General features: G+C 65.8%; 28 protein-coding genes. 17 read left to right on the top strand and 11 right to left on the bottom strand.

Features of this window, described 5'->3' with window-relative positions:
* Window positions 1-211 precede the first annotated feature (211 nt).
* On the bottom strand, window positions 212-1,072 hold the full coding sequence (locus ACVILH_RS15885; protein WP_456713734.1) for an SDR family NAD(P)-dependent oxidoreductase: 861 nt from the start codon (window positions 1,070-1,072) through the stop codon (window positions 212-214).
* A 336-nt stretch (window positions 1,073-1,408) separates the two neighbouring features.
* On the opposite strand from ACVILH_RS15885, the gene ACVILH_RS15880 reads away from it, so the two are divergent.
* Both ACVILH_RS15880 and ACVILH_RS15875 read left to right on the top strand, forming a co-directional pair.
* On the top strand, window positions 1,409-2,242 hold the full coding sequence (locus ACVILH_RS15880; RefSeq protein ID WP_456713733.1) for a xanthine dehydrogenase: 834 nt from the start codon (window positions 1,409-1,411) through the stop codon (window positions 2,240-2,242).
* Window positions 2,243-2,293: 51 nt separating this feature from the next.
* Window positions 2,294-2,608 (top strand): (2Fe-2S)-binding protein, encoded by a 315-nt coding sequence (locus ACVILH_RS15875; RefSeq protein WP_456713732.1) that lies wholly within the window; start codon window positions 2,294-2,296, stop codon window positions 2,606-2,608.
* Window positions 2,609-3,062: 454 nt separating this feature from the next.
* Here ACVILH_RS15875 and ACVILH_RS15870 read toward each other — a convergent pair whose 3' ends face one another.
* Window positions 3,063-3,920 carry an SDR family oxidoreductase gene (locus tag ACVILH_RS15870; protein ID WP_456713731.1) on the bottom strand — a complete coding sequence of 286 codons (858 nt, stop codon included), beginning with the start codon at window positions 3,918-3,920 and terminating at the stop codon, window positions 3,063-3,065.
* A 152-nt stretch (window positions 3,921-4,072) separates the two neighbouring features.
* Between ACVILH_RS15870 and ACVILH_RS15865 the strand changes: the two genes are divergently transcribed.
* Entirely contained in the window at window positions 4,073-4,243 is a 171-nt protein-coding gene (locus ACVILH_RS15865) for a hypothetical protein (RefSeq protein ID WP_456713730.1), read from the top strand.
* 401 nt (window positions 4,244-4,644) lie between these two features.
* Here the strand turns inward: ACVILH_RS15865 and ACVILH_RS15860 are convergent, their stop codons facing one another.
* The 4 genes from ACVILH_RS15860 to ACVILH_RS15845 all read right to left on the bottom strand — a co-directional run bounded on the left by ACVILH_RS15860 (window position 4,645) and on the right by ACVILH_RS15845 (window position 7,109).
* A complete protein-coding gene (locus tag ACVILH_RS15860; protein ID WP_456713729.1) occupies window positions 4,645-4,800 on the bottom strand; it encodes a hypothetical protein in 156 nt (51 codons plus the stop codon).
* A 28-nt stretch (window positions 4,801-4,828) separates the two neighbouring features.
* The gene (locus tag ACVILH_RS15855; RefSeq protein WP_456713728.1) at window positions 4,829-5,017 is read right to left on the bottom strand and encodes a DUF2934 domain-containing protein; all 189 of its coding nucleotides are present in this window, start codon (window positions 5,015-5,017) and stop codon (window positions 4,829-4,831) included.
* Between the two features lie 179 nt (window positions 5,018-5,196).
* Entirely contained in the window at window positions 5,197-5,553 is a 357-nt protein-coding gene (locus tag ACVILH_RS15850; RefSeq protein ID WP_456713727.1) for a hypothetical protein, read from the bottom strand.
* 191 nt (window positions 5,554-5,744) lie between these two features.
* Entirely contained in the window at window positions 5,745-7,109 is a 1,365-nt protein-coding gene (locus tag ACVILH_RS15845; RefSeq protein ID WP_456713726.1) for an ATP-binding protein, read from the bottom strand.
* Between the two features lie 167 nt (window positions 7,110-7,276).
* Between ACVILH_RS15845 and ACVILH_RS15840 the strand changes: the two genes are divergently transcribed.
* Together ACVILH_RS15840 and fghA are read left to right on the top strand one after the other, a co-directional pair.
* Window positions 7,277-7,897 carry a response regulator transcription factor gene (locus ACVILH_RS15840; RefSeq protein WP_456713725.1) on the top strand — a complete coding sequence of 207 codons (621 nt, stop codon included), beginning with the start codon at window positions 7,277-7,279 and terminating at the stop codon, window positions 7,895-7,897.
* A 99-nt stretch (window positions 7,898-7,996) separates the two neighbouring features.
* Window positions 7,997-8,842: an S-formylglutathione hydrolase gene (fghA, locus tag ACVILH_RS15835; protein ID WP_456713724.1), complete on the top strand. Its 846-nt coding sequence runs from the start codon at window positions 7,997-7,999 to the stop codon at window positions 8,840-8,842.
* 630 nt (window positions 8,843-9,472) lie between these two features.
* Here the strand turns inward: fghA and ACVILH_RS15830 are convergent.
* Window positions 9,473-9,952 (bottom strand): DUF3280 domain-containing protein, encoded by a 480-nt coding sequence (locus ACVILH_RS15830; RefSeq protein ID WP_456716991.1) that lies wholly within the window; start codon window positions 9,950-9,952, stop codon window positions 9,473-9,475.
* 140 nt (window positions 9,953-10,092) lie between these two features.
* Here ACVILH_RS15830 and ACVILH_RS15825 point away from each other — a divergent pair, with 140 nt between their 5' ends.
* The 5 genes from ACVILH_RS15825 to ACVILH_RS15805 all read left to right on the top strand — a co-directional run bounded on the left by ACVILH_RS15825 (window position 10,093) and on the right by ACVILH_RS15805 (window position 14,909).
* A complete protein-coding gene (locus tag ACVILH_RS15825) occupies window positions 10,093-11,301 on the top strand; it encodes an ABC transporter substrate-binding protein (RefSeq protein WP_456713723.1) in 1,209 nt (402 codons plus the stop codon).
* 332 nt (window positions 11,302-11,633) lie between these two features.
* A complete protein-coding gene (locus ACVILH_RS15820; protein ID WP_456713722.1) occupies window positions 11,634-12,638 on the top strand; it encodes a YVTN family beta-propeller repeat protein in 1,005 nt (334 codons plus the stop codon).
* Window positions 12,635-13,450, top strand: coding sequence for an ABC transporter ATP-binding protein (locus ACVILH_RS15815; protein WP_456713721.1), 816 nt, complete (start codon window positions 12,635-12,637; stop codon window positions 13,448-13,450). The genes ACVILH_RS15820 and ACVILH_RS15815 overlap by 4 nt, the downstream gene beginning before the upstream one ends.
* A complete protein-coding gene (locus tag ACVILH_RS15810; RefSeq protein WP_456713720.1) occupies window positions 13,447-14,301 on the top strand; it encodes an ABC transporter permease in 855 nt (284 codons plus the stop codon). The genes ACVILH_RS15815 and ACVILH_RS15810 overlap by 4 nt, the downstream gene beginning before the upstream one ends.
* Entirely contained in the window at window positions 14,298-14,909 is a 612-nt protein-coding gene (locus ACVILH_RS15805) for a hypothetical protein (protein WP_456713719.1), read from the top strand. Before ACVILH_RS15810 ends, ACVILH_RS15805 begins: the two co-directional genes overlap by 4 nt.
* Before the next feature lie 230 nt (window positions 14,910-15,139).
* On the opposite strand, the gene ACVILH_RS15800 is transcribed toward ACVILH_RS15805, so the two are convergent.
* Both ACVILH_RS15800 and ACVILH_RS15795 read right to left on the bottom strand, forming a co-directional pair.
* On the bottom strand, window positions 15,140-15,703 hold the full coding sequence (locus ACVILH_RS15800) for a PQQ-dependent catabolism-associated CXXCW motif protein (protein ID WP_456713718.1): 564 nt from the start codon (window positions 15,701-15,703) through the stop codon (window positions 15,140-15,142).
* Window positions 15,700-16,575 carry a substrate-binding domain-containing protein gene (locus ACVILH_RS15795; protein WP_456713717.1) on the bottom strand — a complete coding sequence of 292 codons (876 nt, stop codon included), beginning with the start codon at window positions 16,573-16,575 and terminating at the stop codon, window positions 15,700-15,702. The genes ACVILH_RS15800 and ACVILH_RS15795 overlap by 4 nt, the downstream gene beginning before the upstream one ends.
* A 161-nt stretch (window positions 16,576-16,736) precedes the next feature.
* Here ACVILH_RS15795 and ACVILH_RS15790 point away from each other — a divergent pair, with 161 nt between their 5' ends.
* Both ACVILH_RS15790 and ACVILH_RS15785 read left to right on the top strand, forming a co-directional pair.
* The gene (locus ACVILH_RS15790; RefSeq protein WP_456713716.1) at window positions 16,737-17,663 is read left to right on the top strand and encodes a quinoprotein relay system zinc metallohydrolase 2; all 927 of its coding nucleotides are present in this window, start codon (window positions 16,737-16,739) and stop codon (window positions 17,661-17,663) included.
* Between the two features lie 56 nt (window positions 17,664-17,719).
* Window positions 17,720-18,541, top strand: a complete 822-nt coding sequence (locus tag ACVILH_RS15785) for a quinoprotein dehydrogenase-associated SoxYZ-like carrier (RefSeq protein ID WP_456713715.1) — start codon at window positions 17,720-17,722, stop codon at window positions 18,539-18,541.
* Between the two features lie 23 nt (window positions 18,542-18,564).
* Here ACVILH_RS15785 and ACVILH_RS15780 read toward each other — a convergent pair whose 3' ends face one another.
* Complete coding sequence (locus ACVILH_RS15780; protein WP_456713714.1) at window positions 18,565-18,924, bottom strand: hypothetical protein; 360 nt, start codon at window positions 18,922-18,924, stop codon at window positions 18,565-18,567.
* Window positions 18,925-19,010: 86 nt separating this feature from the next.
* Here ACVILH_RS15780 and ACVILH_RS15775 point away from each other — a divergent pair, with 86 nt between their 5' ends.
* The 4 genes from ACVILH_RS15775 to ACVILH_RS15760 are packed head-to-tail and all read left to right on the top strand — an operon-like array spanning window position 19,011 to window position 21,812.
* The gene (locus ACVILH_RS15775; protein ID WP_456713713.1) at window positions 19,011-19,991 is read left to right on the top strand and encodes an ABC transporter substrate-binding protein; all 981 of its coding nucleotides are present in this window, start codon (window positions 19,011-19,013) and stop codon (window positions 19,989-19,991) included.
* Entirely contained in the window at window positions 19,991-20,728 is a 738-nt protein-coding gene (locus ACVILH_RS15770) for an ABC transporter permease (protein WP_456713712.1), read from the top strand. Before ACVILH_RS15775 ends, ACVILH_RS15770 begins: the two co-directional genes overlap by 1 nt.
* On the top strand, window positions 20,718-21,428 hold the full coding sequence (locus ACVILH_RS15765) for an ABC transporter ATP-binding protein (protein WP_456713711.1): 711 nt from the start codon (window positions 20,718-20,720) through the stop codon (window positions 21,426-21,428). Before ACVILH_RS15770 ends, ACVILH_RS15765 begins: the two co-directional genes overlap by 11 nt.
* Window positions 21,429-21,464: 36 nt before the next feature.
* Window positions 21,465-21,812: a hypothetical protein gene (locus ACVILH_RS15760; protein ID WP_456713710.1), complete on the top strand. Its 348-nt coding sequence runs from the start codon at window positions 21,465-21,467 to the stop codon at window positions 21,810-21,812.
* A gap of 24 nt (window positions 21,813-21,836) precedes the next feature.
* Here the strand turns inward: ACVILH_RS15760 and ACVILH_RS15755 are convergent, their stop codons facing one another.
* The gene (locus ACVILH_RS15755; protein WP_006609620.1) at window positions 21,837-22,049 is read right to left on the bottom strand and encodes a hypothetical protein; all 213 of its coding nucleotides are present in this window, start codon (window positions 22,047-22,049) and stop codon (window positions 21,837-21,839) included.
* 194 nt (window positions 22,050-22,243) lie between these two features.
* Between ACVILH_RS15755 and ACVILH_RS15750 the strand changes: the two genes are divergently transcribed.
* Window positions 22,244-22,552 (top strand): EthD family reductase, encoded by a 309-nt coding sequence (locus ACVILH_RS15750; RefSeq protein ID WP_456713709.1) that lies wholly within the window; start codon window positions 22,244-22,246, stop codon window positions 22,550-22,552.
* Window positions 22,553-22,579: the final 27 nt, after the last annotated feature.

Below are 22,579 nucleotides of genomic sequence, written 5' to 3'. Positions count from 1 at the left end.
CGCGCGTGGATTGACGTCGCGATGAACTGACAAATCTGTTGTGTTTCCGACACCTAATAAACGCGCACCGACATGCTTGTTGCGAAGACATCGCAAGCGTCAGAACTGTTTACAAAGTTTCCAGTCCCCGCATGGCACTCACTTCGCTTGATTGCCAACAATCCGGTCGCCACCTGGGCCGGGCGTCAAAACGCCGCGTGCGCCGATCAACCTAGAGGTGCTGCCCCCCATTGATCTGAATCTCCTCCCCGGTCACATAGCTCGCCGCGTCCGAGCAGAGGAAGAACAACACCTTGGCCACCTCCTCCGGCGCGCCGATCCGGCGCATCGGAATCAGCGGCGAGAACCGCGCTTCGGTCTCCGGCGACACCATCTCGGTCTTGATCTCGCCAGGCGCGATGGCGTTGACGCGGATGCCGTGCGGCGCGAAGTCGTGCGCCATCTCGCGGGTCAGGCACGCCAGCGCCGCCTTGGAGGTCGCATACGCCGTGCCGGCGAACGGATGCACCCGCGTCCCTACGATCGACGTCACGTTGACGACAGCGCCCTGCCCGCGCTTCAGCTCCTCGAACAGCCCGCGCGCCAGCAGGATCGGTCCGAGGAAGTTGACGTGGAAGACCGTCATCCAGGTCTCGACCGAGGTCGAGAGCGAATCCAGCCGGCTGCCGTCCTCGGCCTTGGGCGAGACCGCGGCATTGTTGATCAACGCATGCAGCGGCGCGCCGTCGAGCCGCGCCTTGATGTCGGCAATTGCCTGCGGGATCGCCTTGCGGTCGCTGAGATCGATCTGGACATGATTGTCGGGACCCGCATCCCACGGGCAGCGCACGCCGTCGAATGGCTGGCGCGAGCAGGTGATGATGCGCCAGCCGGCGTCGGAAAACAGCTTTGCGGTCGCATGGCCGATGCCGCGCGAGCCGCCGGTCAGCACCAACGTCTTCTGCTCGGCGCGCCCCGGCCGCTCGGCAGCCGCCAAGTCCCTGTGAGCCATGTCCCGGTGAAACGGGCACGACGCGATGTCAGCCGCATCGCTCGCCGGCTGCCGGACGTCCTGGTCGAGATCGAGGCTCACCGCATCCGTCCTGATCCTGCACCGCGCATCGCCAACACTGTTCGCGGTATCGTCATGCGGGCCGGTTGTGCAGATTCCAGGCCAGCGAAAATCGCGCGCAAGCCCGGCAATCCTGTCGGGTTTGCGACAAATTGGCCGGTTCAGGACATTGCCAGCGTCGGCTTTCGGCCGCGCCGCTTCCAACCCCTTCAAAGGTCGTTGTTTTTGGAATCGCCGCGCGATGGTCCAACTCTTGCTCAACAGCCTTTGCTAACGAGCTGATCATCCGACATGGAAGCTGGCTTTCCAGTCTCACGACGGACAGCCAGGAGACGTCAACGCCGTATGGACCGGGACATGGGGACGAATGCAGTGCGCTTCGCCGTGATCCTCGGGACCAACGACGTTGCCTCGGCGATCGCGGTGCAGTTGCATCGCGCAGGCTATTGCGTGGTGCTGTCGCATGACCCCAATCCGCCGGTCATGCGGCGGAAGATGGCGTTCCACGACGCCCTGTTCGGCGACAGCGTGCGCGTCGAGAACGTAACCGGCGAGCGCATCGAGTGCACGATGGACGTGTTCAAGGCGCTGGGCGATCCCCAGCACGTCCTGGTCACGCCGCTCGGGCTGATCGATCTGCTGCCGGTGCGCGGCATCGACGTGCTGATCGACGCGCGGCTGCAGACGCGCGAGGTGACGCCCAATCTGCGCGGCATGACGCGGCTGTCGATCGGCATCGGCCCCGGCTTCTCGCCCTCGGCCAATTGCGACATTGCGATCGAGACCCGCCCGGACCGGCTCGGCCAGATCGTCCGCGAGGGCTGGACGCTGGCAAAGGATGAGGTCGGCGAGCTCGGCGGTGTTGGCGCCGAGCGGCTGGTGCTGTCGCCGCACGAAGGCCGTTGGCATACGCCGGTCGAGATCGGCACGCGGATCTACAAGGGCTTCGTCGTCGGTCATCTCTCGGGCGAGCCAATGACCGCCCCCATGGACGGCATCCTGCGCGGCATCGTTCGCGACGGCAGCGACGTGCCGGCCGGCGTCGCGCTTGCCGAGATCGATCCGCGCGGCCGCCACGCGCAATGGACCGGCATCGACGCGCAGGGCCAGGCGCTGGCACAGGCGACGATGGCCGCGATCCGGCTTCATGCCGCCGCGCGCATCAGCGCAACCGCGGCGGCCTCTCGCTGATCGCCCGCACTGCTGGTCCCCCTCGCTTTCGAACGATTCTGATTAGTCGGCGTGGCGCGCGCCCGCCTTGGTATCGGGCTTGGCATCGCCGTTGCTTATCGTTGGCAGGAGCGAGCAACAGCCATGATCATTTGTTCCTGCAACGTCATCAGCGACACGGCCATTCGCAACATTGTCACGACCGCCGACATCACCTTCGGTTCGCCGGCACAAGTGTATGATTGTCTGGGCTGCTCGGTTCAGTGCGGGCTCTGCTCGCGCTCGGTGAAGCGGATTATCGACGAACGCGCGGGCGATACATCGAGCGCGGCCGTCTGGCCGGTGCAGACCGAGCCCGCGCCTTGCGCGCTGATGTCCGCGGCGTGAGCCGTCCGCGCACCCGACATGTCGGATCGCGCGCTGTCGGATGTCGGACAAAGCCGACACGCTCCCGCAAGGGCGCGAAACATCTCAGTCGAGAGGCGGAGCACCGCACCGCCGCTTCGACATGGAGAGCCCGCGGTGACATACGACAAGCCTTCTCTGCGGAGAGAGACCCCTCACCCAACCGCCTTCGTGGATAGGCCGGTGCTGCCCTCTCCCACAAGGGGAGAGGGCACTGTATTGGGCAGTTCAATCATTTGACCGAGGTGATCAGCTCGGCATAATCTCTCAATACCGCGCTCGTCGTGATTGCGCCCTCTCCCCTTGTGGGAGAGGGCAAGTAGGACCGCGCGGCAAGTTCGGTCGGGTGAGGGGTCTCTTTCCCCAAAATCGCCTGAAGGGGGGCTCGAGTCCAAGCCGAAATGCCGCCCCTGCTCTTCTGCCAACACACCCAATCTCAAATGAACGGCTTGCCGCCCGTCACCGCCACCGTCGTGCCCGACGTGTAGCTCGACAGCGGGTCCGCCAGCATCACATAGGCCGTCGCCAGCTCCGCCGGCTGGCCGGCGCGCTTCATCGGCACCTGCTGGCCGAAGCTCTTCACCTTCTCCTCGGGCATGGTGGAGGGGATCAGCGGCGTCCAGATCGGACCGGGCGCGACAGCGTTGGCGCGGATGCCCTTTTCCGCCAGCATCTGGGCAAGGCCGCCGGTGAAATTCTGGATCGCGCCCTTGGTGGTGGCGTAGGCGAGCAGGCCCGGATTGGGCATGTCGGCATTGACCGAGGCCGTGTTGACGATCGCGCTGCCCGGCTTCATGTGCGGCACCGCCGCCTTGGTGAGATAGAACATCGCGTGGATGTTGGTGCGGAAGGTGATCTCCCACTCCTCATCCGAGATGTCGCCGATGTCGCTGAAGGTCGCCTGGTGCGCGGCGTTGTTGACGAGGATGTCGATGCCGCCGAGTTCGTCGACGGCGCGCTGGATGATCGCCTTGCAATGCGCAGGCTGCTGGATGTTGCCGGGCATCAGCACGGCTTTCCGCCCCTCTTTCTCGATCAGCTGCTGCACCTCACGGGCGTCGTCATGCTCGTCGAGATAAGCGATCAGGACGTCGGCGCCCTCGCGCGCATAGGCAATCGCGACCGCGCGCCCGATGCCGCTGTCGCCGCCGGTGATGACGGCCTTCTTGCCGGCGAGCTTGCCCGAGCCCTTGTAGCTGGTCTCGCCATGATCGGGCTTCGGCTGCATCTGATCCGTCGTGCCCGGCATGGCCTGCTGCTGCGGCGGAAAGGGCGGCGTGGGGTGATCGGACATCGGTGGTCTCCTGACTTGGGATGCAGCATCAATCGCAGCGCCGGAGCGGCGTTCCTGTGCGCGGCGAGGCTCGCGGCCGTCAGTTGGTCGCACGGAACGTCAGCCCTTGCCCTCGCATTGCTCTCGTGATGACGACGAGGAAGGAGCGACCCATGGCAAAGGATCTCCCAATCAACGGACGCGAACCCGACCGCTCCGAGGATGACATCCAGCGCGATCAGCTCGGTCCGCGCGGCGTGCCCGGCGGCGAGGATCCAGCAAAGATGACGCCGCAACGCGAGAAGAAGACGCCGGATGATGCTGATCCCGGGCATACGGCGTGATGAGTTTGATCGGCGTTAATGAGTGAGGAGATCGAGTGCCACAACATTCACCACCCGTGCCGCTGCCCCTCACCCCGACCCTCTCCCCGTGAAGAACGGGGAGAGGGAGCGCAGCGCCGCCCGGGCTAACAGATGGACTCATCATGGACCCGCGACGCACTACCACGGTCACTCGTAGCAATGCACAGGCATGATGACGCAGCGAAGTTCCGACGATTGATATTTAAATGATTGATAGTTGGATTGTGTTTCTGAGATGCAGACCGAGCTCTCGCCCCGCGCACGGTGCGCCCCCTCTCCCCGTTCTTCACGGGGAGAGGGTCGGGGTGAGGGGCAACCACACGGGAAGTGCCAATGATGGCCACCGCCCCCCTTCACGCCGCCGCACCCTTACACTCACCTCAATGCGTGTTGCTCTCGCCCCACTGCTCGAGATCCTTCGCCGCATCGGAGCGCTGGTCCTTTTCCGGCTTCTCGGCCCACGGCTTGTCGGTCTGCTTCATCGATCCCCAGTCGCTTTCCTGGCGCGGATCGTCCTTCGGTGTTTCCTTGCTCATCCCTGGTCCTTTCAGTTGATGCTATCGGTCAATCCGGCAGCATCGTCGGCGGCGGGGCCGTGGCCTGGTCGTGCAGCTCCTGCATCTCGGCAATGTCCTGCTCGGCCTGATACCAGAACTCGTGCTCGCGGCCGTCAGGCCGGCCGGCCTGCTCCCACAAATGGTGAGCGCGCTCGCGAATTCTGTCCTGCAAATCGGTGTCGCTGCTCTGATCCATGATGCTCCTCGTTGCAGTGTGCGCCCCCTCTCCGGGGCTGGAGGGAGAGGAGGCGCACTAGGCCATGACCGCCGCATGACCCGCGAGAGCAATCATCAGTGCAAAGCGAAGTTCCAACGCATCCGTTGCTGCGACAACACGCGCGCCTCACGGCGCGCTCTCTCTGCCGACGCGCGCCCTCAGCTCAGATTGCCCGGCATGAAGCAGCGGATCGAGGTGCCGAGCGAGCCCTTGATCGGCCACACCATCGTGCGTCCGGCGCGGTTCGGCTCGGTGATCACGGCATCGTCGGGCACGACGATCCACTCGCCGTCGAGCCGCACGCGATAATGCGTGCCCTGCAGATCCCAGTCGGGGTCCGACACGGCAAAGCCGTCGGCGTCCGAGCAGCACGGACCGCGGCCGCTCTTGAGGCTGTCGAACCAACCCTTGAGTGGCGAGTTGGCATAGCGGCCGTCGTCGCGCGCGACGGCATGGTTGAAGGACAGCGCAGCCACCAGGGCGGCGCCGCTCAGCGCAAGCAAGGTTCTGGTCATCTGATCACCGCAAGCTACCGGCGCGTGCTCCGGCCTGCGGCTCACGCGGATCCAAAGTTGCTCGTTGAAATGCGGTGTATGTTCGTTGGTTCCTACGGCCGATTGCCGGCTGGCGCCGCAACAACCGGTCGATCATTCAGCGCAGCGAGGGTGTCGCGAGCCGCGTTTGCGCAGGCCGAAAGAAAGCGCAGCTACGCCGCGTCGGCCGGCACCATTGCATCCGCCGGCACCACCGCCTCGATTGTGACGCCAGTGCCCGTCGACGCCACCGTCAAGGTGCCGCCGAGCGCCAGCAGCCGCTCGCGCATGCCGGTCAGGCCAAAGCCGAGCTTGTGCTCGGGCGTGAGCCCGCGGCCGTCGTCGCGCACGCGCACCCGCGTGTAGCTGCGGCGCTGGCCGGCGACGGTCTGCTGTAGCGGCTCGATGCTGACATCGACGGAGGTGGCCTCGGCATGGCGAAAGACGTTGGTCAGCGCCTCCTGCACCACGCGGTAGATCGTCAGCTCCGCGGTCTCGTTGCTGCGCTCAAGGGTGTCGGCAACCGAGGTCTCGATTGCCACCTCAGGCCGCGACTCCCGCCACAGCCGCACCAGCGCGCTGAGCGCTTCGCGCAAGCCCAGCTCGGCCAAGCCGACCGGACGCAGCCGCTCCAGGATGCGGCGGTTGAACTGCTGTACGGCGTTGACCTGATCGAGGATCGCCTGGCCGTGCCGGCGCATCGCCGCAACGTCGAGCGCCGCCGCATCCGGCAGTCGCATCAGCGCGCTGGCATGGGCGCGCAGAGCGAACAGATGCGGCCCGAACTCGTCATGCAGCTCGCGCGCGATCTCCTTCCGCTCGAGGTCCTGCAGCGACACGGTGCGCTCGGCGAGCCGCCGCTTCTCCTCGACCGCTTCTCCGAGCGCGCCGGCGAGATGGTTCAGCTTGGCGCAGAGCGCTGCGAGCTCCGGCGCGCCGCCCGGCGTGACGCGGGCATCATAGGCGCCCGCCTCGATCCGGCTCATCGCCTCGGAGAGATCCGACAGCGGCGCCAGCGCACGGCCGACCACCAGCCTGGTGATGCCGAACAGCGCAAGCCCGACCAGCGAGCCGACGACGAGCTGCGTGACGATGCCGTCCCAGATCTCGGCGATCTCGTCGTCGGGATGCGAGGTGATCACCAGCGTGTCGGCGCGGCCGGCCACGATCACGGGCATGCTGACCGAGGTCTTGTCGGGATGCACCAGCGCGATGAACCAGGCCGGCGCCGCACGGCCCGCGCCCGGCGAGGACGGCGCCTGCACCGGCATGCCCTGGCGGGTGACGCTGACATGGCGCAGCTGGCCGAGATCGCTGACGATGCGGTTCAGCCGGCTGTCCGGATCCGGCGCGTCATTGACCTCGTCCATGATGGTCTCGATGAAAGCGCGGGTCAGGCGGATGACGCTCTGGTCCTCGGCGAGCACGCGCGGCGCCGCCTCCAGCGCCAGGCGGCCGATATTGATGCCGAGCCCCAGCGTCAGCACCAGAGCGAGCAGCACGTTGATGCGCCTGCGCAACGACCAATTCTGCCACATTGTCTCCGCCCCAAAGTCCAAATTTGTCACTCAGTGTTTTCACACGCACTCACATTGACAGACAAATCCGCCGGCGATCTAATTGCAACATCATGCAATGCCGCGCAGCATGCATCCATGATGCATCGCAACAATGACGCGAGTTGAGAGTCCGGGACCCCAAGGCCATGCGCGTACTGATCGTCGATGATCATCCCATCGTGGCGTCCGGCTGCCGCGCCCTGCTCTCGTCCGATCCGGATGTCGTCCTGCTCGAGGCGGCCGACGCGGAAAGCGGCGAGACCAGCTTCATCACCGAGCGCCCCGACGTCTGCGTCATCGACATCAACCTGCCGACCGTCTCCGGCTTCGAGCTGGCCCGCCGCATCCTTGCCCGCGACGCGCAGGCACGGCTGATCATGTTCAGCATGAATGACGATCCGGTGTTCGCGGCGCGTGCCATCGACATCGGCGCCAAGGGCTATGTGTCGAAGAGCGGCGACCCGAACGATCTGGCTGAAGCGATCCGCGAGGTCGCCCGCGGCGGCAGCTATCTGCCGCCGGCGATCGCCCGCAGCATCGCGTTTGCGGGCGCCGCCGTGGCGCAGAGCCCGCTGGCGAAGCTGACGTCGCGCGAGCTCGAGATCCTGCGCCTGCTCAGCGCCGGCAAGAGCCTGTCGGAAATCGCCTGGCTGATCCACTCGTCCTACAAGACGGTGGCCAACACCTCCTCGATCATCCGCCAGAAGCTCGGCGTGCGCACGTCCGGCGAGCTGGTGCGCCTGGCGATCGAGAACGGCGTCGCATAGACTGGTCCTGACACGTGTCTTGATTGAACGACGCAGCCCACACCGCGTTGGCGAAGCGCTCGCCGGAACTCTTCTATCATTTGCCGCACAGGTGATCCCATGACGCTCACGACTGTCTCGCAGAACAAGTCCCATGGCGGCGTCCAGGGCGTCTACCGCCATGCCAGCCAGGAGACCAAGACCGAGATGACATTCTCGGTGTTCGTGCCGGCGCACGCCGAAGGCGCGAAGCTGCCGGTCGTCTGGTATCTCTCCGGCCTGACCTGCACCCACGCCAATGTCACCGAGAAGGGCGAGTTCCGCGCCGCCTGCGCCGAGCTCGGCCTGATCTTCGTCGCGCCCGACACCTCGCCGCGCGGCGACGGCGTTCCCGGCGATCCCAACAATGCCTATGATTTCGGCCTCGGCGCCGGCTTCTATGTCGACGCGACACAGGAGCCGTTTGCGAAAAACTATCGGATGTGGAGCTACGTCACCGAGGAGCTGCCGCACGTGGTGGCCGCGAACTTCCCGGTCGATCCGCGCCGGCAATCGGTGATGGGCCATTCGATGGGCGGCCACGGCGCGCTGACGGTGGCGCTGCGCAATCCCGACCGCTACCGCGCGGCCAGCGCGTTCTCGCCGATCGTCGCACCGTCGCACGTACCGTGGGGGGAGAAGGCGCTCACCGGCTATCTCGGCAGCGACAAGGCGGCGTGGCGCAAGCACGACGCGGTGGCGCTGATCGAGGACGGCGCACGCGTCTCCGACCTGCTGGTCGATGTCGGCACCGCCGACCAGTTCCTGGAGCAGCAGCTCCGCCCCGAATTGCTCAAGGCGGCCTGTGAGAAGGCCAACATCCCGCTGCTCTTGCGCAAGCAGGACGGCTATGACCACAGCTACTACTTCATCTCGACCTACATGGCCGATCATCTGCGCTGGCACGCGGCCCGGCTCGGGCACTGACATCGGCCTCGGCCTGATTCGCCCGTCGGGCGCGATGCCGCACGACGGGCGGTGCGTTGATCGCGTCCCGCGCCGGAACATCCCGTGCGCCCCGAGGGCAATTTCGCACGCGTGCTCAACACGATCACTGCTGTCCAGTGCGCAGGCGAAAAATAATCTTCTTTCGCTTTTCCGGAATTCATGATTGTCTAGCGGCATCCCGCCTTATCGAGAGGGCGTATCGCGGTCGTCACGAACGTGGAGGTGGGATGCGGTGGACGCCGGCGGCGCGCAGCATGTTCGAGAGAATGTGCCGACGAACGCACCACGGCGTACGGCCAAGTCGCGTGGTCCTGGCATCCCGAAGCCGATGCCCCCGCGGCGGCGCGTGAGAACGTGTCGTCGCGCACGGTGACCAGAAAGCCCGGCGCACCGGGGAGAACGCGAAGCAACCGTTAAGACCATCCGCGCAGGGAGGGCCGGGATGTCCCAGCCAAACCTGTGGTACCTGCCGCCTGCATTCTTCTTCTGCAGGCGGGCCATGGGGGCGGCAGGCTCCCGGCCTTCCCTGCGCCTCTCTGTTTGAGAGGCGGTCGAGATGCAAAGCTCGGGCTCCATCAGCCGCGAGAACGCGCGGCTTTGTCCTGATATCTACTGCGCCTGCGGCGCGCCATAGTTCGGCGCCAGCACGCGGTTGCGGATCAGCCAGGCCATGGTCCGCGTCCAGGATTCGTCGGTATTGCCGCGCATGTCGGCGGTCATGGCCGCGACCGGCTTCCCGGTGTGAGCGTCGCGCAGATAGATGTTCATGTTGAGGATGAGATTGGACACCTTCTGCACCGTGCCGGTGATGGCGAGATCGGCGCCGATGTCGGAGGCGAGCTTGACGTCGCAGCCGCCGCAGGCCTGCAGATTGCTGTGGTGCGCCGCATCGTTAACAGGAGCGATGTCGAGCACTTGGAATTTGCCGGAGTCCTGCAGCGCCGTCCGCAACTGCTCGGCCGCATGCGCCAGCCGCTGCTGCTCGTCCTGCCGTGGCCCCTGCACCTCGCCCTGCAGGCTGGTGTCGATCAGCTCGAAATCGAACACCGCCACCTTGGGCGGCTCGGCATGGGCTGATGTCAGGGACATCAGGATCAGGGACGCGAGGAGAACAGCCAGTTTCAAGGTCGTGATCCGAATGATGCCGCAGCGGCGAAAAGTGGGGTTGAAAGCTAGGCCAAATCGTTCATCTTGCAAGACGAAACCTCGCCGGCACAGGACGGGGAACAATGGGAGGACACGTGGTCCTTGGAGTTCTGGCCCGATCCCTGATCGGCGCGATCGGCCTCATGGTCGCCGCGACTGCCGCTGTCGCTGCTGATACGGTCGATATTGCGATCGGCTATCTCGGCCGCGCCGGCGTCCCGCAGACGTTGTCGCCGCTCGACCAGCCGGCGGCCGATGACGGCGTGGCCGGCGCCAAGCTCGCGATTGAGGACAACAACACCACCGGCAAGTTCCTCAACCAGCGCTTCACGCTGATCGACCGCCGCGTGAAGGATGATGAGGATGCCGCGCAGGCCGCCAACGAGCTTGCCGACAAGACGGGCTTCATCCTCGCGGACCTGCCGGCGGACGCGCTGCTGAAGGTCGCCGATGGCCTGCGCGGCCGCGGCATCACGCTGCTCAATGTCGCCGCCACCGACGACCGCCTGCGCGAGCAGGACTGCCGCGCCAACATCATACACGTTGCGCCGACGCGCTCGATGCTGGCCGATGGCCTCGCGCAATATCTGGTGTGGAAGCAGTGGAAGCGCTGGCTGCTCGTCACCGGCTCGCACGACAAGGACAAGCTGTTCGCCGACGCACTGCGCCGCGCCGCCACCCGGTTCGGCGCCAAGATCGTCGAGGAGCGCGTCTTCGAAGACACCGGCGGCGCGCGGCGCACCGATAGCGGGGTGACGTTGATCCAGCGCCAGATGCCGGTGTTCACGCAGAAGGCGCCGGCCTATGACGTGCTGGTCGCCGCCGACGAGAGCGAGGTGTTCGCCAACTATTTGCCCTATCGCACCTGGGACCCGCGCCCCGTCGCGGGCTCCGCGGGCCTGCGTCCGACCAGTTGGGATCCGGCGCAGGACCAATGGGGCGCGACGCAATTGCAGAACCGCTTCATGAAGCTCGCCTCGCGCCGCATGGACGCGCTGGACATGCAGGCCTGGATGGCCGTGCGCATGGTCGGCGAAGCCGCCTCACGCACCAACTCCGGCGATGCGAAGACGATGACTGACTATCTGAAGAGCCCGAACTTCACCATCGCCGCCTTCAAGGGCACGCGGCTGTCGTTGCGCGACTGGAACCTGCAGCTGCGGCAGCCGATCCTGCTGGCGGATGGCCGCATGATCGTCTCGGTCTCGCCGCAGGAAGGATTCCTGCACCAGGTCTCCGAGTTGGACACCCTCGGCGTCGACCGCCCCGAAACCAAATGCAAGCTGCAATGATGTCGGATGTGATGATGGTGATGAAGATGTTGCGTCCGACAGATCAGATGCACGGCGAGGAGCGGGACCGGTTGGATTCGCCGATCGACGATTGGCCGACGAACGATAAGGCAAGGGCGGTGTCAGCCTCTCCCCGCGTGCGGGGAGAGGCCGGATTGCATCGCAGATGCAATCCGGGTGAGGGGGACTCTCCCAGCACTGTGCTGGCGGAAAGAGCCCCTCACCCCAACCCTCTCAGCGCGAGCGAAGCTCGTCGCGCCCCCGTGAAGGACGGGGAGAGGGAGCGCACCGCCGCCGTGGCGACAGCTCGACTCCTTCGCGCTACGACTCGAATGAATACTTTCCGCGATCGGCTTTCGCTAGGGGCGCCCCTAACCGCCTCGCTGCTCACCGCCGCGCTGTCGCTCGCCACTATCTCCCCCGCCTCCGCCTACGTCGCCTTCGTCTCCAACGAAAAGGGGAACACCGTCTCCGTGATCGACACCGACACCTGGACGGTGACAAAAACCATCAAGGTGGGGCAACGTCCGCGCGGCATTGCCTTCACCCGCGACGGCAAGTTCGTGATGGTGGCAGTCGGCGATGACGACACCATTCAGCTGATCGACGCCAAGAAGATGGAGGTCGTCGATACCCTGCCCTCCGGGCCCGATCCCGAGCTGTTTGCGCAGGACGCCCAGGGCAAGACGCTCTATGTCGCCAACGAGAACGACAACACGGTCACGGTGCTCGATCTCGAGAAGCGCGTGCGCATCGGCGACGTCCAGGTCGGCGTCGAGCCCGAGGGCATGATGCTGAGCCCGGACGGCAAGATCCTGATCTGCACGTCCGAGACCACCAACATGGCGCACTTCATCGACACGTCGACGCGCAAGATCGTGGCCAACGTGCTGGTCGATGCGCGGCCGCGCTATGCGGAATTCAAGACCGACGGCTCCGAGCTGTGGGTGTCCGCCGAAATCGGCGGCACCGTCTCGATCATCGATCCGGCCAAGCGCGAGGTGACAGGCAAGATCAAGTTCGCCGTGCCCGGCCTGCGCAGCGAGGCGATCCAGCCGGTCGGCATCAGCCTGACCAAGGACGGCAAGACCGGCTTCGTCGCGCTCGGCCCGGCCAACCGCGTCGCGGTGGTCGACGGCACGACGCATGAGGTGAAGAAATATCTGCTGGTCGGCCAGCGCGTCTGGCACATGGAGTTCACGCCGGACGAAAAATATCTGCTGGTCACCAACGGCGTCTCCAACGACGTCTCGGTGATCGACGTCGCCGCGCAGAAGGTGATCAAGACCATCCAGGTCGGCGAGCTGCCCTGGGGCATCACGATTGCACAGCCATGAGCACGCAGAACGCACCCGCTCTCGACACCACAAGCACGGCACCACGGCCGGCGCCCGATCAGGTCCCGGCGTTGTCGGTCGAAGGCGTCAGCCATTCCTACGGCGCGCGCAAGGCGCTCAGCGACGTCTCGTTCGCGGTGAAGCCTGCGAGCTTCACCGCCCTGCTCGGCCTGAACGGCGCCGGCAAGAGCACGCTGTTCTCGCTGATCACCCGGCTGTTCGCGGTGCAGTCCGGGAAGATCGACATCTTCGGCCATGACATCGGCCGCACCCCGGGCGAGGCGCTGCGGCTGCTCGGCGTGGTGTTCCAGCCGCGCACGGTGGATCTCGATCTGTCGCTGCGGCAGAACCTGCTCTATCATGCCGCGCTGCACGGCATCTCCCGCCGCGAGGCCCGCGCGCGCAGCGAGGAGCTGCTGGCGCGGATCGGATTGGCCGACCGCGCCGGCAACAAGGTGCGCGACCTCTCCGGCGGCCAGATGCGGCGTCTGGAAATCGCCCGCGCCTTGCTGCACCGGCCTCGCCTGCTGCTGCTCGACGAAGCCACGGTGGGGCTCGACGTCAAGGCTCGCGCCGACATCGTCGGCCATGTCCGCCAGCTCGTCACCGAGCAGGGCATCGGCGTGCTCTGGGCGACGCATCTGTTCGACGAGATCGCGCCGACCGATGATCTCGTCGTACTGCATCAGGGCCGCGTGCTGGCGCGCGGGCCGGTGCCGCAGGTGATCGCCGAGACCGGCGCATCCGACGTCAACGCGGCATTTGCCCGACTGACGACCCAGCCCAGCCCGGCACGGAGTACGGAGACATGACCGTCACCACCGTTCATGCGCCGGCGCGGACACGCAGCGGCTTCTCCGCAGGCGAATATATCACCTGCCTGATCGGCATCGTCTGGCGTGAGGGCCTGCGCTTCCTGCATCAGCGCGAACGCTTCGTCTCGGCGCTGGTGCGGCCGCTGGTCTGGCTGTTCATCTTCGCCGCGGGCTTCCGCCAGGTGCTGGGCATCTCGATCATCCCGCCCTACGAGACCTACATCCTCTACGAGGTCTATATCGCGCCCGGCCTGATGGCGATGATCCAGCTGTTCAACGGCATGCAGTCGTCGCTGTCGATGGTCTACGACCGCGAGATGGGCAATATGCGCACCCTCTTGGTGAGCCCGCTGCCGCGCGGCTATCTGCTGTTCTGCAAGCTGCTCGCCGGCACCGCGGTGTCCGTGCTCCAGGTCTACGCGTTCCTGATCATCGCCTGGTTCTGGGACATCACCCCGCCGCCGATGGGCTATCTCACCGTGCTGCCGGCCCTGATCCTGTCCGGCCTGATGCTCGGCGCCCTGGGCATGCTGATCTCCTCCGGCATCAAGCAGCTGGAGAATTTCGCGGGCGTCATGAACTTCGTGATCTTCCCGATGTTCTTCGCCTCCTCGGCGCTCTATCCGCTCTGGCGCGTCGAGGAAGGCAGCCCGTGGCTCGCCTATCTCTGCGAGGCCAATCCCTTTACTCACGCGGTCGAGCTCATTCGCTTTGCACTCTATGGCAAGCTGAACTGGGTGTCGCTCGCGGTGGTCGGCGGCTGCACCGCCGTGTTCATGATTGGCGCGATCCTGGCCTACGATCCGTCGCGTGGTTTTATCAGGCGTGGTCCGGGAGGCGAGGCATGAGGGTGAGATCGATACTGCTGGCCGGCGCTCTGTTCGCAGCGGCCGGCGCCGCGCAGGCGGCCGATCCGCGTTATCCCGACTGGCCCTGCCCGCAGGCGAAGGTGCCGGAAATCTCCATCGCAGCGGTGTGGGCCGGTCCGCCGGTCGACGATGTCGGGACGAGTTGGAAAGACGATCCCAAGGTGTCGGAGCTCGTCGCCAAGCTCGCGGCCCGCCGCTTCCCCTTGGAACAAGCCCAGAAGGACGTCGCCGATTTCCTCACCGGCACGGCCGAGGAGAAGACGCGCAAGGGCAAGCTGCTGTTCGCCGGCCTGTTCGACACGCTGAACGCGCAGCGCACCTCCGTCATGAACGGGCTGGAGCGCGTCATGCGCAAGCAGCGCGAGGCGGTCGATAAGGTCCGCGGCGACACGATCAAGCTACAGGAGATGCAGAGCAGCGCCACGCGCGACGAGGCCAAGATCGAGGAGCTGAGCAATCAGCTCAACTGGGAGACCCGCATCTTCGAGGATCGTCGCCGCGTCATGAAGTTCGTCTGCGAGGTCCCCACCGCCATCGACCAGCGCCTGTTTGCGCTGGCCCGCGAGATCCAGCAGGACATGGAGTAGGTCAGCGGATGTCGCTCGCCAGACTAGACGATCCTGTCACGCGAGGGCACCTCCGCCTCGACAACGTCATGCCCGGGCTTGTCCCGGGCATCCACGTCCGTCGGCTTGGCGCGACGTGGATGGCCGGGCCTTCGCCGCGCCGAAGCGGCTTCGGCCGCGCAGGCGGGACGGGCCCGGCCATGACGAGCAAAACAACAAGCCACGGAGTCTGTGACTGCCGAGCTGTGAGCTCACTCCTCCGGCCGCGGCTCGGGCTCGGTCTGCTGCAGTGGCAGGTCGGCGCGGGCCCAGCCGTCGGTGCCGTCGGGGTACCAGGCCACGTTGCGGTAGCCATAGGTCAGCGCACGCCGCGCGGCATTCCACGACATCCAGCAGTCCTCGAGACAATAGAACACGAGCGAACGCCCCAGATCACCGCCCGACGCCCGCGCGAGGCCGCGCTTGAGATAGTCCTCCGTCTGAGGGGCAATCACACCGTAGCCGGTGTCGGGCAGCCAGATGCTGCCGGGAATGTCGAGCCGCGGCTGCTCGCGCCACACCGTGCCGGCCGGCAAATTCTTCGGCTTGGGCGGCCGCGGCAGAACATCGATGAAGGCGGCAGCCTTGTCGCGCCAGATCGCCTCGGTCTCTTGCGTCGACAACACACGCGCGCCTTTCAGCGTCGTCGGCACCGGCGCACGGTAGGTCTCGGTGCGGTAGCTGTCCGGCTCAGCCACGAGATCGTCGGCCCACGCGGCTGCAGCGATGAGCAGCAGTGCGGCGGCAAGGACAGCCGCTGTGAGCCGAACGATCACGGCTTCGTTGCAGCCTCGGCGGTGATCAGATGATTGCTCTCATCCAAGAGCGGCACGCCGAAATCGAGCAGGATCTTGTTGATCTCGCCCTGGTTCTCCTGGATCAGCTTGTTGAGCTGCCGCCGCCAGTTCTGATCCGCACCGCGCACGCCCATGGCGATGCGATAGATCAGCTTCGGCCCGGACGTCTCCTTCACCAGCGGCGTCACGTGCAATTGCGGGCTCGCCTGCTTGGCATAGTAGCCGGCCATCGGCCCCCACAGCACGCCGGCATCGATCTCGCCGGATTTGAGATCGTTGATCATCGCTTCCGCCGACGAGTCCACCCGCGTGTCGATCATCAGCGGATAGGGTTTTGCCGTCGTCATCAGCCCGGCCAGCGCCATGTTGGTGGCCGGCGGCGTGCCGGCCACGATGCCGATATGCTTGCCCTTGAGCTTGGCGTCCTCCAGCGTCGTGACGTCGGCGAGGTCGGAGTCCGGCTTGGTCACGATGGCGTAGGCCGTGCGATAATAGGGGCTGGTGCTCTGCACCAGGTCATCGCCTTGCGGAAAGCCCATGATGACGTCGCAGCGGTGCGAGCCGAGCGTCATGCGCACGAACCCGGTGGCCTGCGGGAAGAAGGTGTAGTCGACCTTCTTCTGCAGCTTGGCGGCGAGGAAATCCGCGAGCTTGTTCTCGAACCCCTCGCCTTTCTCGTTCGAGAACGGCAGATTGCGCGGATCGGCGCAGACCCGCAGCACCTTCGGATCGAGCAGCTCGATCGACAGGTCCAGGCCGTCATTGCTTTGCGCGTAGGAGGCAGCAGGTCCGAGCAGAGTGAGGCCCGCGGCAACGGCCAGCGAGCCGACAACAGTCCAACGCTTCGTCATTCTGATTTCCATCCCTATCGAGCGCATCGAGGTCTTTTTCAGAATGCTAGGCCGCGGGCCTCGCATGCGCAACAGCTGCGGTCATCCCGAAGAGGTGACTGGATGCTGCGCCGCAACGCTGGCGGCAGGACGCACAAGTCGCACGCGAGCGAGGCGAACCGATGATCAGCCGCTTGATCATCGCGATCGTGGCCTCGTGCGTCCTCGCGCTCGGCAGTGCTGGACATGCCGAGCAGCGGGAACTCGCGGTCAGCGAAATCGCGCCAGGTGTGTTCGTCCATATCGGGCAGACCGCCATGATGACCGCCGACAACGAAGGCGCGATTGCCAATGTCGGCTTCATCGTCGGCAATGAGGCCGTCGCCGTGATCGACACCGGCGGCAGCGTAAAAGAGGGCCGCGCGTTGCTTGCGGCGATCCGCGCTCGCACCACGAAGCCGATCCGCTATGTCATCAACACCCATGCGCATCCCGATCATGTGTTCGGCAACGCCGCGTTCCAGGCCGACGGAACCAGCTTCGTCGGCGCCAAGAACCTGTCCCGTGCGCTGGCCTTGCGCGGACCGCATTACATCGAGGCGTTCCGCCGCCTAATGGGCGCGGAGCTGATCGACGAGGTCCGCCTGGTGCCGCCCTCCATCGTCGTCGAGGATCAGACGTCGCTCGATCTCGGCGGCCGCATGCTCACGCTGAAGGCCTGGAGCACGGCGCATAGCGACTGCGACCTGACCGTCTTCGATGAGCAGAGCCAGACCTTGTTTGCGGGCGATCTCGTCTTCCTGCGTCACATCCCCGTGATGGACGGCAGCCTGCGCGGCTGGATGGCCGACATCGCCGCTCTTGGCGCGATGCCGGCCGACCGCGTGGTGCCGGGCCATGGGCCGGTCAGCCCGTGGCCGCTGGCGCTCGCGGACGAGCGCCGCTATCTCGATACTCTGGCCATCGACGTTCGACGAATGATCAAGGCCGGCAAGCCGATCGCGGATGCGGCAGGCGCCGCCGCATCGGAACGCGGCAAATGGGAGCTGTTCGACGACTACAATGCGCGCAACGCCACCGCGGCGTTCTCGGAAATGGAATGGGAATGACCGTGGGGACGAGCTATGATCGCCAGCAAACCAAAATGCCTCCGGAGGACTGCGCCATGACCCGGCTCCGCCTGCCGTCCATATTGCTTCTCGGCGTCTGTCTCGCGTTGGCCTTCGCACCTGCGAAGGCCGCTGACGGGTACGATCCCTGGCCGGGACTGGTGCAAGACATTTTCAACAACAAGCCGATGCAGGACGGCGGCAATGTGCTGTCGATCGAGATGCCGACGCGTGCCGAGGATGCCTCGGTCGTTCCGGTCACCCTGCGCAGCAAGCTCTCGCCTGCCGATGACCGCCGCATCAAGACGATCACCTTGGTGATCGACCAGAACCCGGCGCCGATGGCCGCCAAGTTCACGCTCGGCTCCGATGCCAACGTCACGGCGATCTCGACGCGCGTGCGCGTCAACAACTACACGGACGTGCATGCCGTGGCCGAGCTGACCGACGGCCAGCTCTACGTGGTCAAGACGTTCGTGAAGGCGTCCGGCGGCTGCTCGGCGCCGGCGGCGAAGAATCCGGACGAGGCCAAGGCCCGCATCGGCCAGATGCGTTATCGGCAGTTCACGCAAGGAAGTGATGGCGCGACCAGCGGCCTCCGCGAGGCGCAAGTGATGGTCGGGCATCCCAACAATTCCGGGCTGCAGATGGACCAGCTGACGCAGCTCTACATCCCCGCCTTCTTCGTCGACCAGCTGACGCTGTCGCAGGACAGCAGCCTGGTGCTGTCGGTCGAAGGCGGCATCTCGATCTCGGAGGATCCCAACATCCGCTTCACTTACGTCTCCAACGGCGCCAAGCATTTCCGCGCCGAGGCACGGGACACGCAGGGCCATGTGTTCGAGCACGAATGGCCGGCGGAGGGCTCAGGCACCTGATGGAGAGGGCGAGACGCGAGGCGTCAGAAACATCTGACTTCGGCTTCGGCCTGGGCGCGGCGCAGATCGTTGAGCGCGTTGGCGGCCTGCTCGGAGGTGCGGAACTGGGTGCCGAGATTGCTCTTCACCTGGGACATGCTGAGCACGGTCTCCGCCGTGACATAGCGCTCGTAAGGGATGATCGAGGCGATCACGTCGATCGAGCAGGAGCATTGCGAGATCGCCTCGCGTGTTTCGCCATTGGCCTTCATGCAGCCGAACACATATTCGGCCCGCGCCGAGGTCGGATAGTCGTTGAGCTCCTCGGCCCGCGCCGGCGCAGCCAGCGCGGTCACGGCAAAGAAGGTGGCGACAATCGGTCCTACCGGAACAGCACAACGCATGACAGTCCTCCGCGGCATCGCCGCCCACGCTATGCTAAGGCAAAGAGGCTGAAAAGGACACTTCTCGAGGAAACGCAGACGCGCCCATGACGAAGCTCGGTCGCTTGTTGATTGCACTCATCGCCTGCGCGTTGCTGCCGCTCTCGGTCGTGCGCGCCGCGGAGACTGTCAAGGTTGGGGTGCAGAAGACCGGCACTTTCGCCTGGGAACTGGCGGTCATCCGCGCCCATCAGCTCGACAAGCAGGCGGACATCACGATCGACGCGGTCGAGCTCGCGAGCCCCGAGGCCGGCAAGATCGCGCTGCGCGCGGGCAATGCCGACATCATGGTGTCGGACTGGCTGTGGGTTTCGCGCGAGCGCGCGCTCGGCGCCAAGCTGACCTTCTCACCCTACTCCAGCGCACTGGGCGCGGTGATGGTGCAGGCCAACTCGCCGATCAAGACGCTGGCCGATCTCAAGGGGCGCAAGCTCGCGGTGGCCGGCGGGCCCCTCGACAAGAGCTGGCTGCTGCTGCAGGCCGCGCTGAAGCGCGACGGCATCGAGCTGAAGTCGCAGGCCACCATCACCTATGGCGCGCCGCCGCTGCTCGCCGCCAAGCTCGCCGACGGCGAGATGGATGCGGGCTTGAACTACTGGAATTTCTGCGCGGCGCTGGAAGCCAAGGGCTTTCGCCGCCTCGCCGGCATCGAGGACATCCTGCCCTCCTTCGGCGCCAAGGGCCGCACGGCGATGATTGGCTACGTGTTCGACGAGGAGTGGGCTGCCAAGAACCGCGATCTCGTCAATCGCTTCCTTTCGGTCACGGCCAAGGCCAAGGAGATCCTGGCGACGTCCGATCCCGACTGGCAGACGATCGCGCCGCTCACCGGCGCGCAGGACGAAGCGACCTTGCGCGCCTATCGCGATCGCTACCGTGAAGGCATTCCGCGCCGCCCTGTTGCCGAGGAAGAAGCCGACGCCCGTATTCTCTATGGCGTGCTCGCCTCGATCGGCGGCCGCGACCTGGTCGGCCCCGCCGCTGAGCTCAGCCCCGGCACCTACTACAGGGCGGATGCGAGGGATTAGTGCTGCGGCTTCTGTCCTTCGCGCTTCTGCTGGCCACCTGGTGGGTGGCCGCAACCGTCGCCGGCAGCGCCAAGCTGCCGCCGCCATCGGCCGTTCTGGCGGTCGCCATCGCGGAAGCCAAATCCGGCGCGCTCTTCCTGCATCTCGGCGCAACGCTGGCCCGCGTGGCGCTCGCCTTCACCCTGTCGATGGCCATTGGCTCGGCGCTCGGCTACTGGATGGGACGCAACCGCCTCGTGAACCGCCTCGGCGATCCCTGGCTGATCTTGCTCCTCAATCTGCCGGCACTGGTGGTGATCGTGCTCGCTTACATCTGGGCGGGTCTCACCGAAGTGGCCGCCATCGCCGCCATCGCGATCAACAAGCTGCCGACGGCGGTCGTGACGCTGCGCGAAGGCGCCCGCGCGCTCGATCCATCGCTCGACGAGATGGCCAAGGTGTTTGCCTTCCCGCGCGGCCGCATCCTGCGCCACGTGCTGCTGCCCCAACTCGCGCCCTATATCGCGGCGGCCGCGCGCTCCGGGCTGTCGCTGGTGTGGAAGATCGTGCTGGTCGCGGAGTTGCTCGGGCGTCCCAACGGCATCGGCTTCGAGATCGGCGTCGCCTTCCAGCTGTTCGACATCCCGCTGCTGCTCGCCTACTCGCTGAGCTTCGCAGCGGTGGTGCTGGTGATCGAGGCCGTTCTCGTGCAGCCGTTCGAGCAGCGCGCATCCAGGTGGCGGCTCCGTGCGGCTTGAGGTCGACATCCGCTCCAAGAGCTACACCAGCGCCAACGGCAAGCGCCAGGAGGTGATATCAGGCATTGCCTTCACGCTGGAGCGCGGCGAGCTCGGCGTCGTCGTCGGCCCCTCCGGCTGCGGCAAGAGCACGATGATGCGGATCCTCGCAGGGCTCGACAACGACTACGAGGGACGTGTCTCGCAGCCCGCGGGCGCACGGCTCGCGATGGTGTTCCAGGAGCCGCGGTTGCTGCCGTGGCGGTCGGTGGAGGACAATGTCCGGCTGGCGGCGCCCGAGGTGGCCGACGACCGGCTGGCCGCGATCTTCGGCGTGCTCGAGCTGGATGGCCATCGTAACCACTTTCCCGGCGAGCTGTCGCTCGGCCTCGCCCGCCGCGTCGCGCTGGCGCGAGCGTTCGCGGTCGAGCCGGACTTCCTGATCCTCGACGAGCCGCTGGCCTCGCTGGATGACGCACTCGCAGCACGGCTGCGCGAGGAAATCGCCACGCTGGTCGCCTCGCGGCCGATGATCACGCTGCTGGTCACGCACAGCATGGACGATGCAGCGCGGCTCGGCGACCGCATCTTCCTGCTGTCGGCGCGCCCGGCCCGCCTGCTGCGCACGACGCCGATCGCGATGCCGCGCGCCGAGCGGAGCGAGGAGACCGTGGCCGCCATCAGGGCCGATCTGGCGCGGCGGGATTTTTCCATGTCATAGTGAGGACAATAGACATCAGAACCTAGGGGAAACGCCATGAGATCCGCCCTCGCCGCGACCGCGATCGTTGTGTCAGCCCTGCCGATCGCGGTCTCCGCCCAGAGCAAGGGCATCCGGCTGTGGAATCTGACCACGGCAACGATGACCGGCTTCCAGCTGTCGCCGGCCGGGCAGAACAATTGGGGCCCGAACCAGACGTTGAACGATAAGGACAAGGAGCTCGATCACGACGAGCGGCTGAAGCTCAGCGGGGTCGAGCCGGGCCGCTATGATGCCAAGGTGAGCTATGCCGGCGATCGCCAGTGCATCGTTCGCGACCTCGACATCAAGGCCGACGCCGTGGTCTCGGTGGCCGACAAGGATCTGAAGGATTGCACGAAGTAGACCGCAAGCAGCTTGCCGACCGCTTCACGCCTTGTCGTTGCTGTGCGGATACTCGCAACGCCACCGCACCGCGGTCCATTTCGGGTGCTCGCCGATCCATTGGGCGATATAGGGCGGCGCCTTCATCGCGCATTGCTGCAGCGATGCGCCGCCGTCGGCGAACACGAGGTGCTGCTCCTCGCAGGTGGTGGGGGACAGCACAGCGCAGACGGTGATGACGAGATCGATGGGGCTCATGGCTCGATATCCCTCGGCAAAGCCGGACAGAGACTACCTCAAACTACGACGTCCGGCTGCATCGGTTTCTGTCTGCGCGCTATTTTCTGCAACGGAACCCAGGTCGCGGCGCCCGGCGCTTGATCCGAGCCGGCAGATCGGCTGCAATGGGTACCGGTCGATCGACCTCAAAAAGACCAATGCGGAGGAAGCAGATGCCCAAGGTTCTCGTACTCTACAAGACCCCCAAGAGCGCCGAGGCGTTCGACAAGCACTACATGAACGTCCACGTGCCGCTGGCGAAGAAGATTCCGGGCTTGAAGTCCTACGATATCAGCCGTGGACCGGTGAACGGACCGGCGGGTCCCACCAACATCCACCTCGTCGCCACGCTGGTGTTCGATTCGATGGAGGCCTTGCAGGCCGGCATGGGCTCAGCGGAAGGCAAGGCGGCGGCGGGAGATCTGCCGAACTTCGCCGACGGTGGCGTCGACCTGTATATATTCGATACGCAGGATGTCTGACCCCAGCCGCACGATCTAGGCGTTCGG

This window comes from Bradyrhizobium sp. USDA 4353, assembly GCF_054063215.1.
Note: the sequence above shows the minus strand (reverse complement) of the source record. Positions and strands in the feature narration are given on the sequence as shown.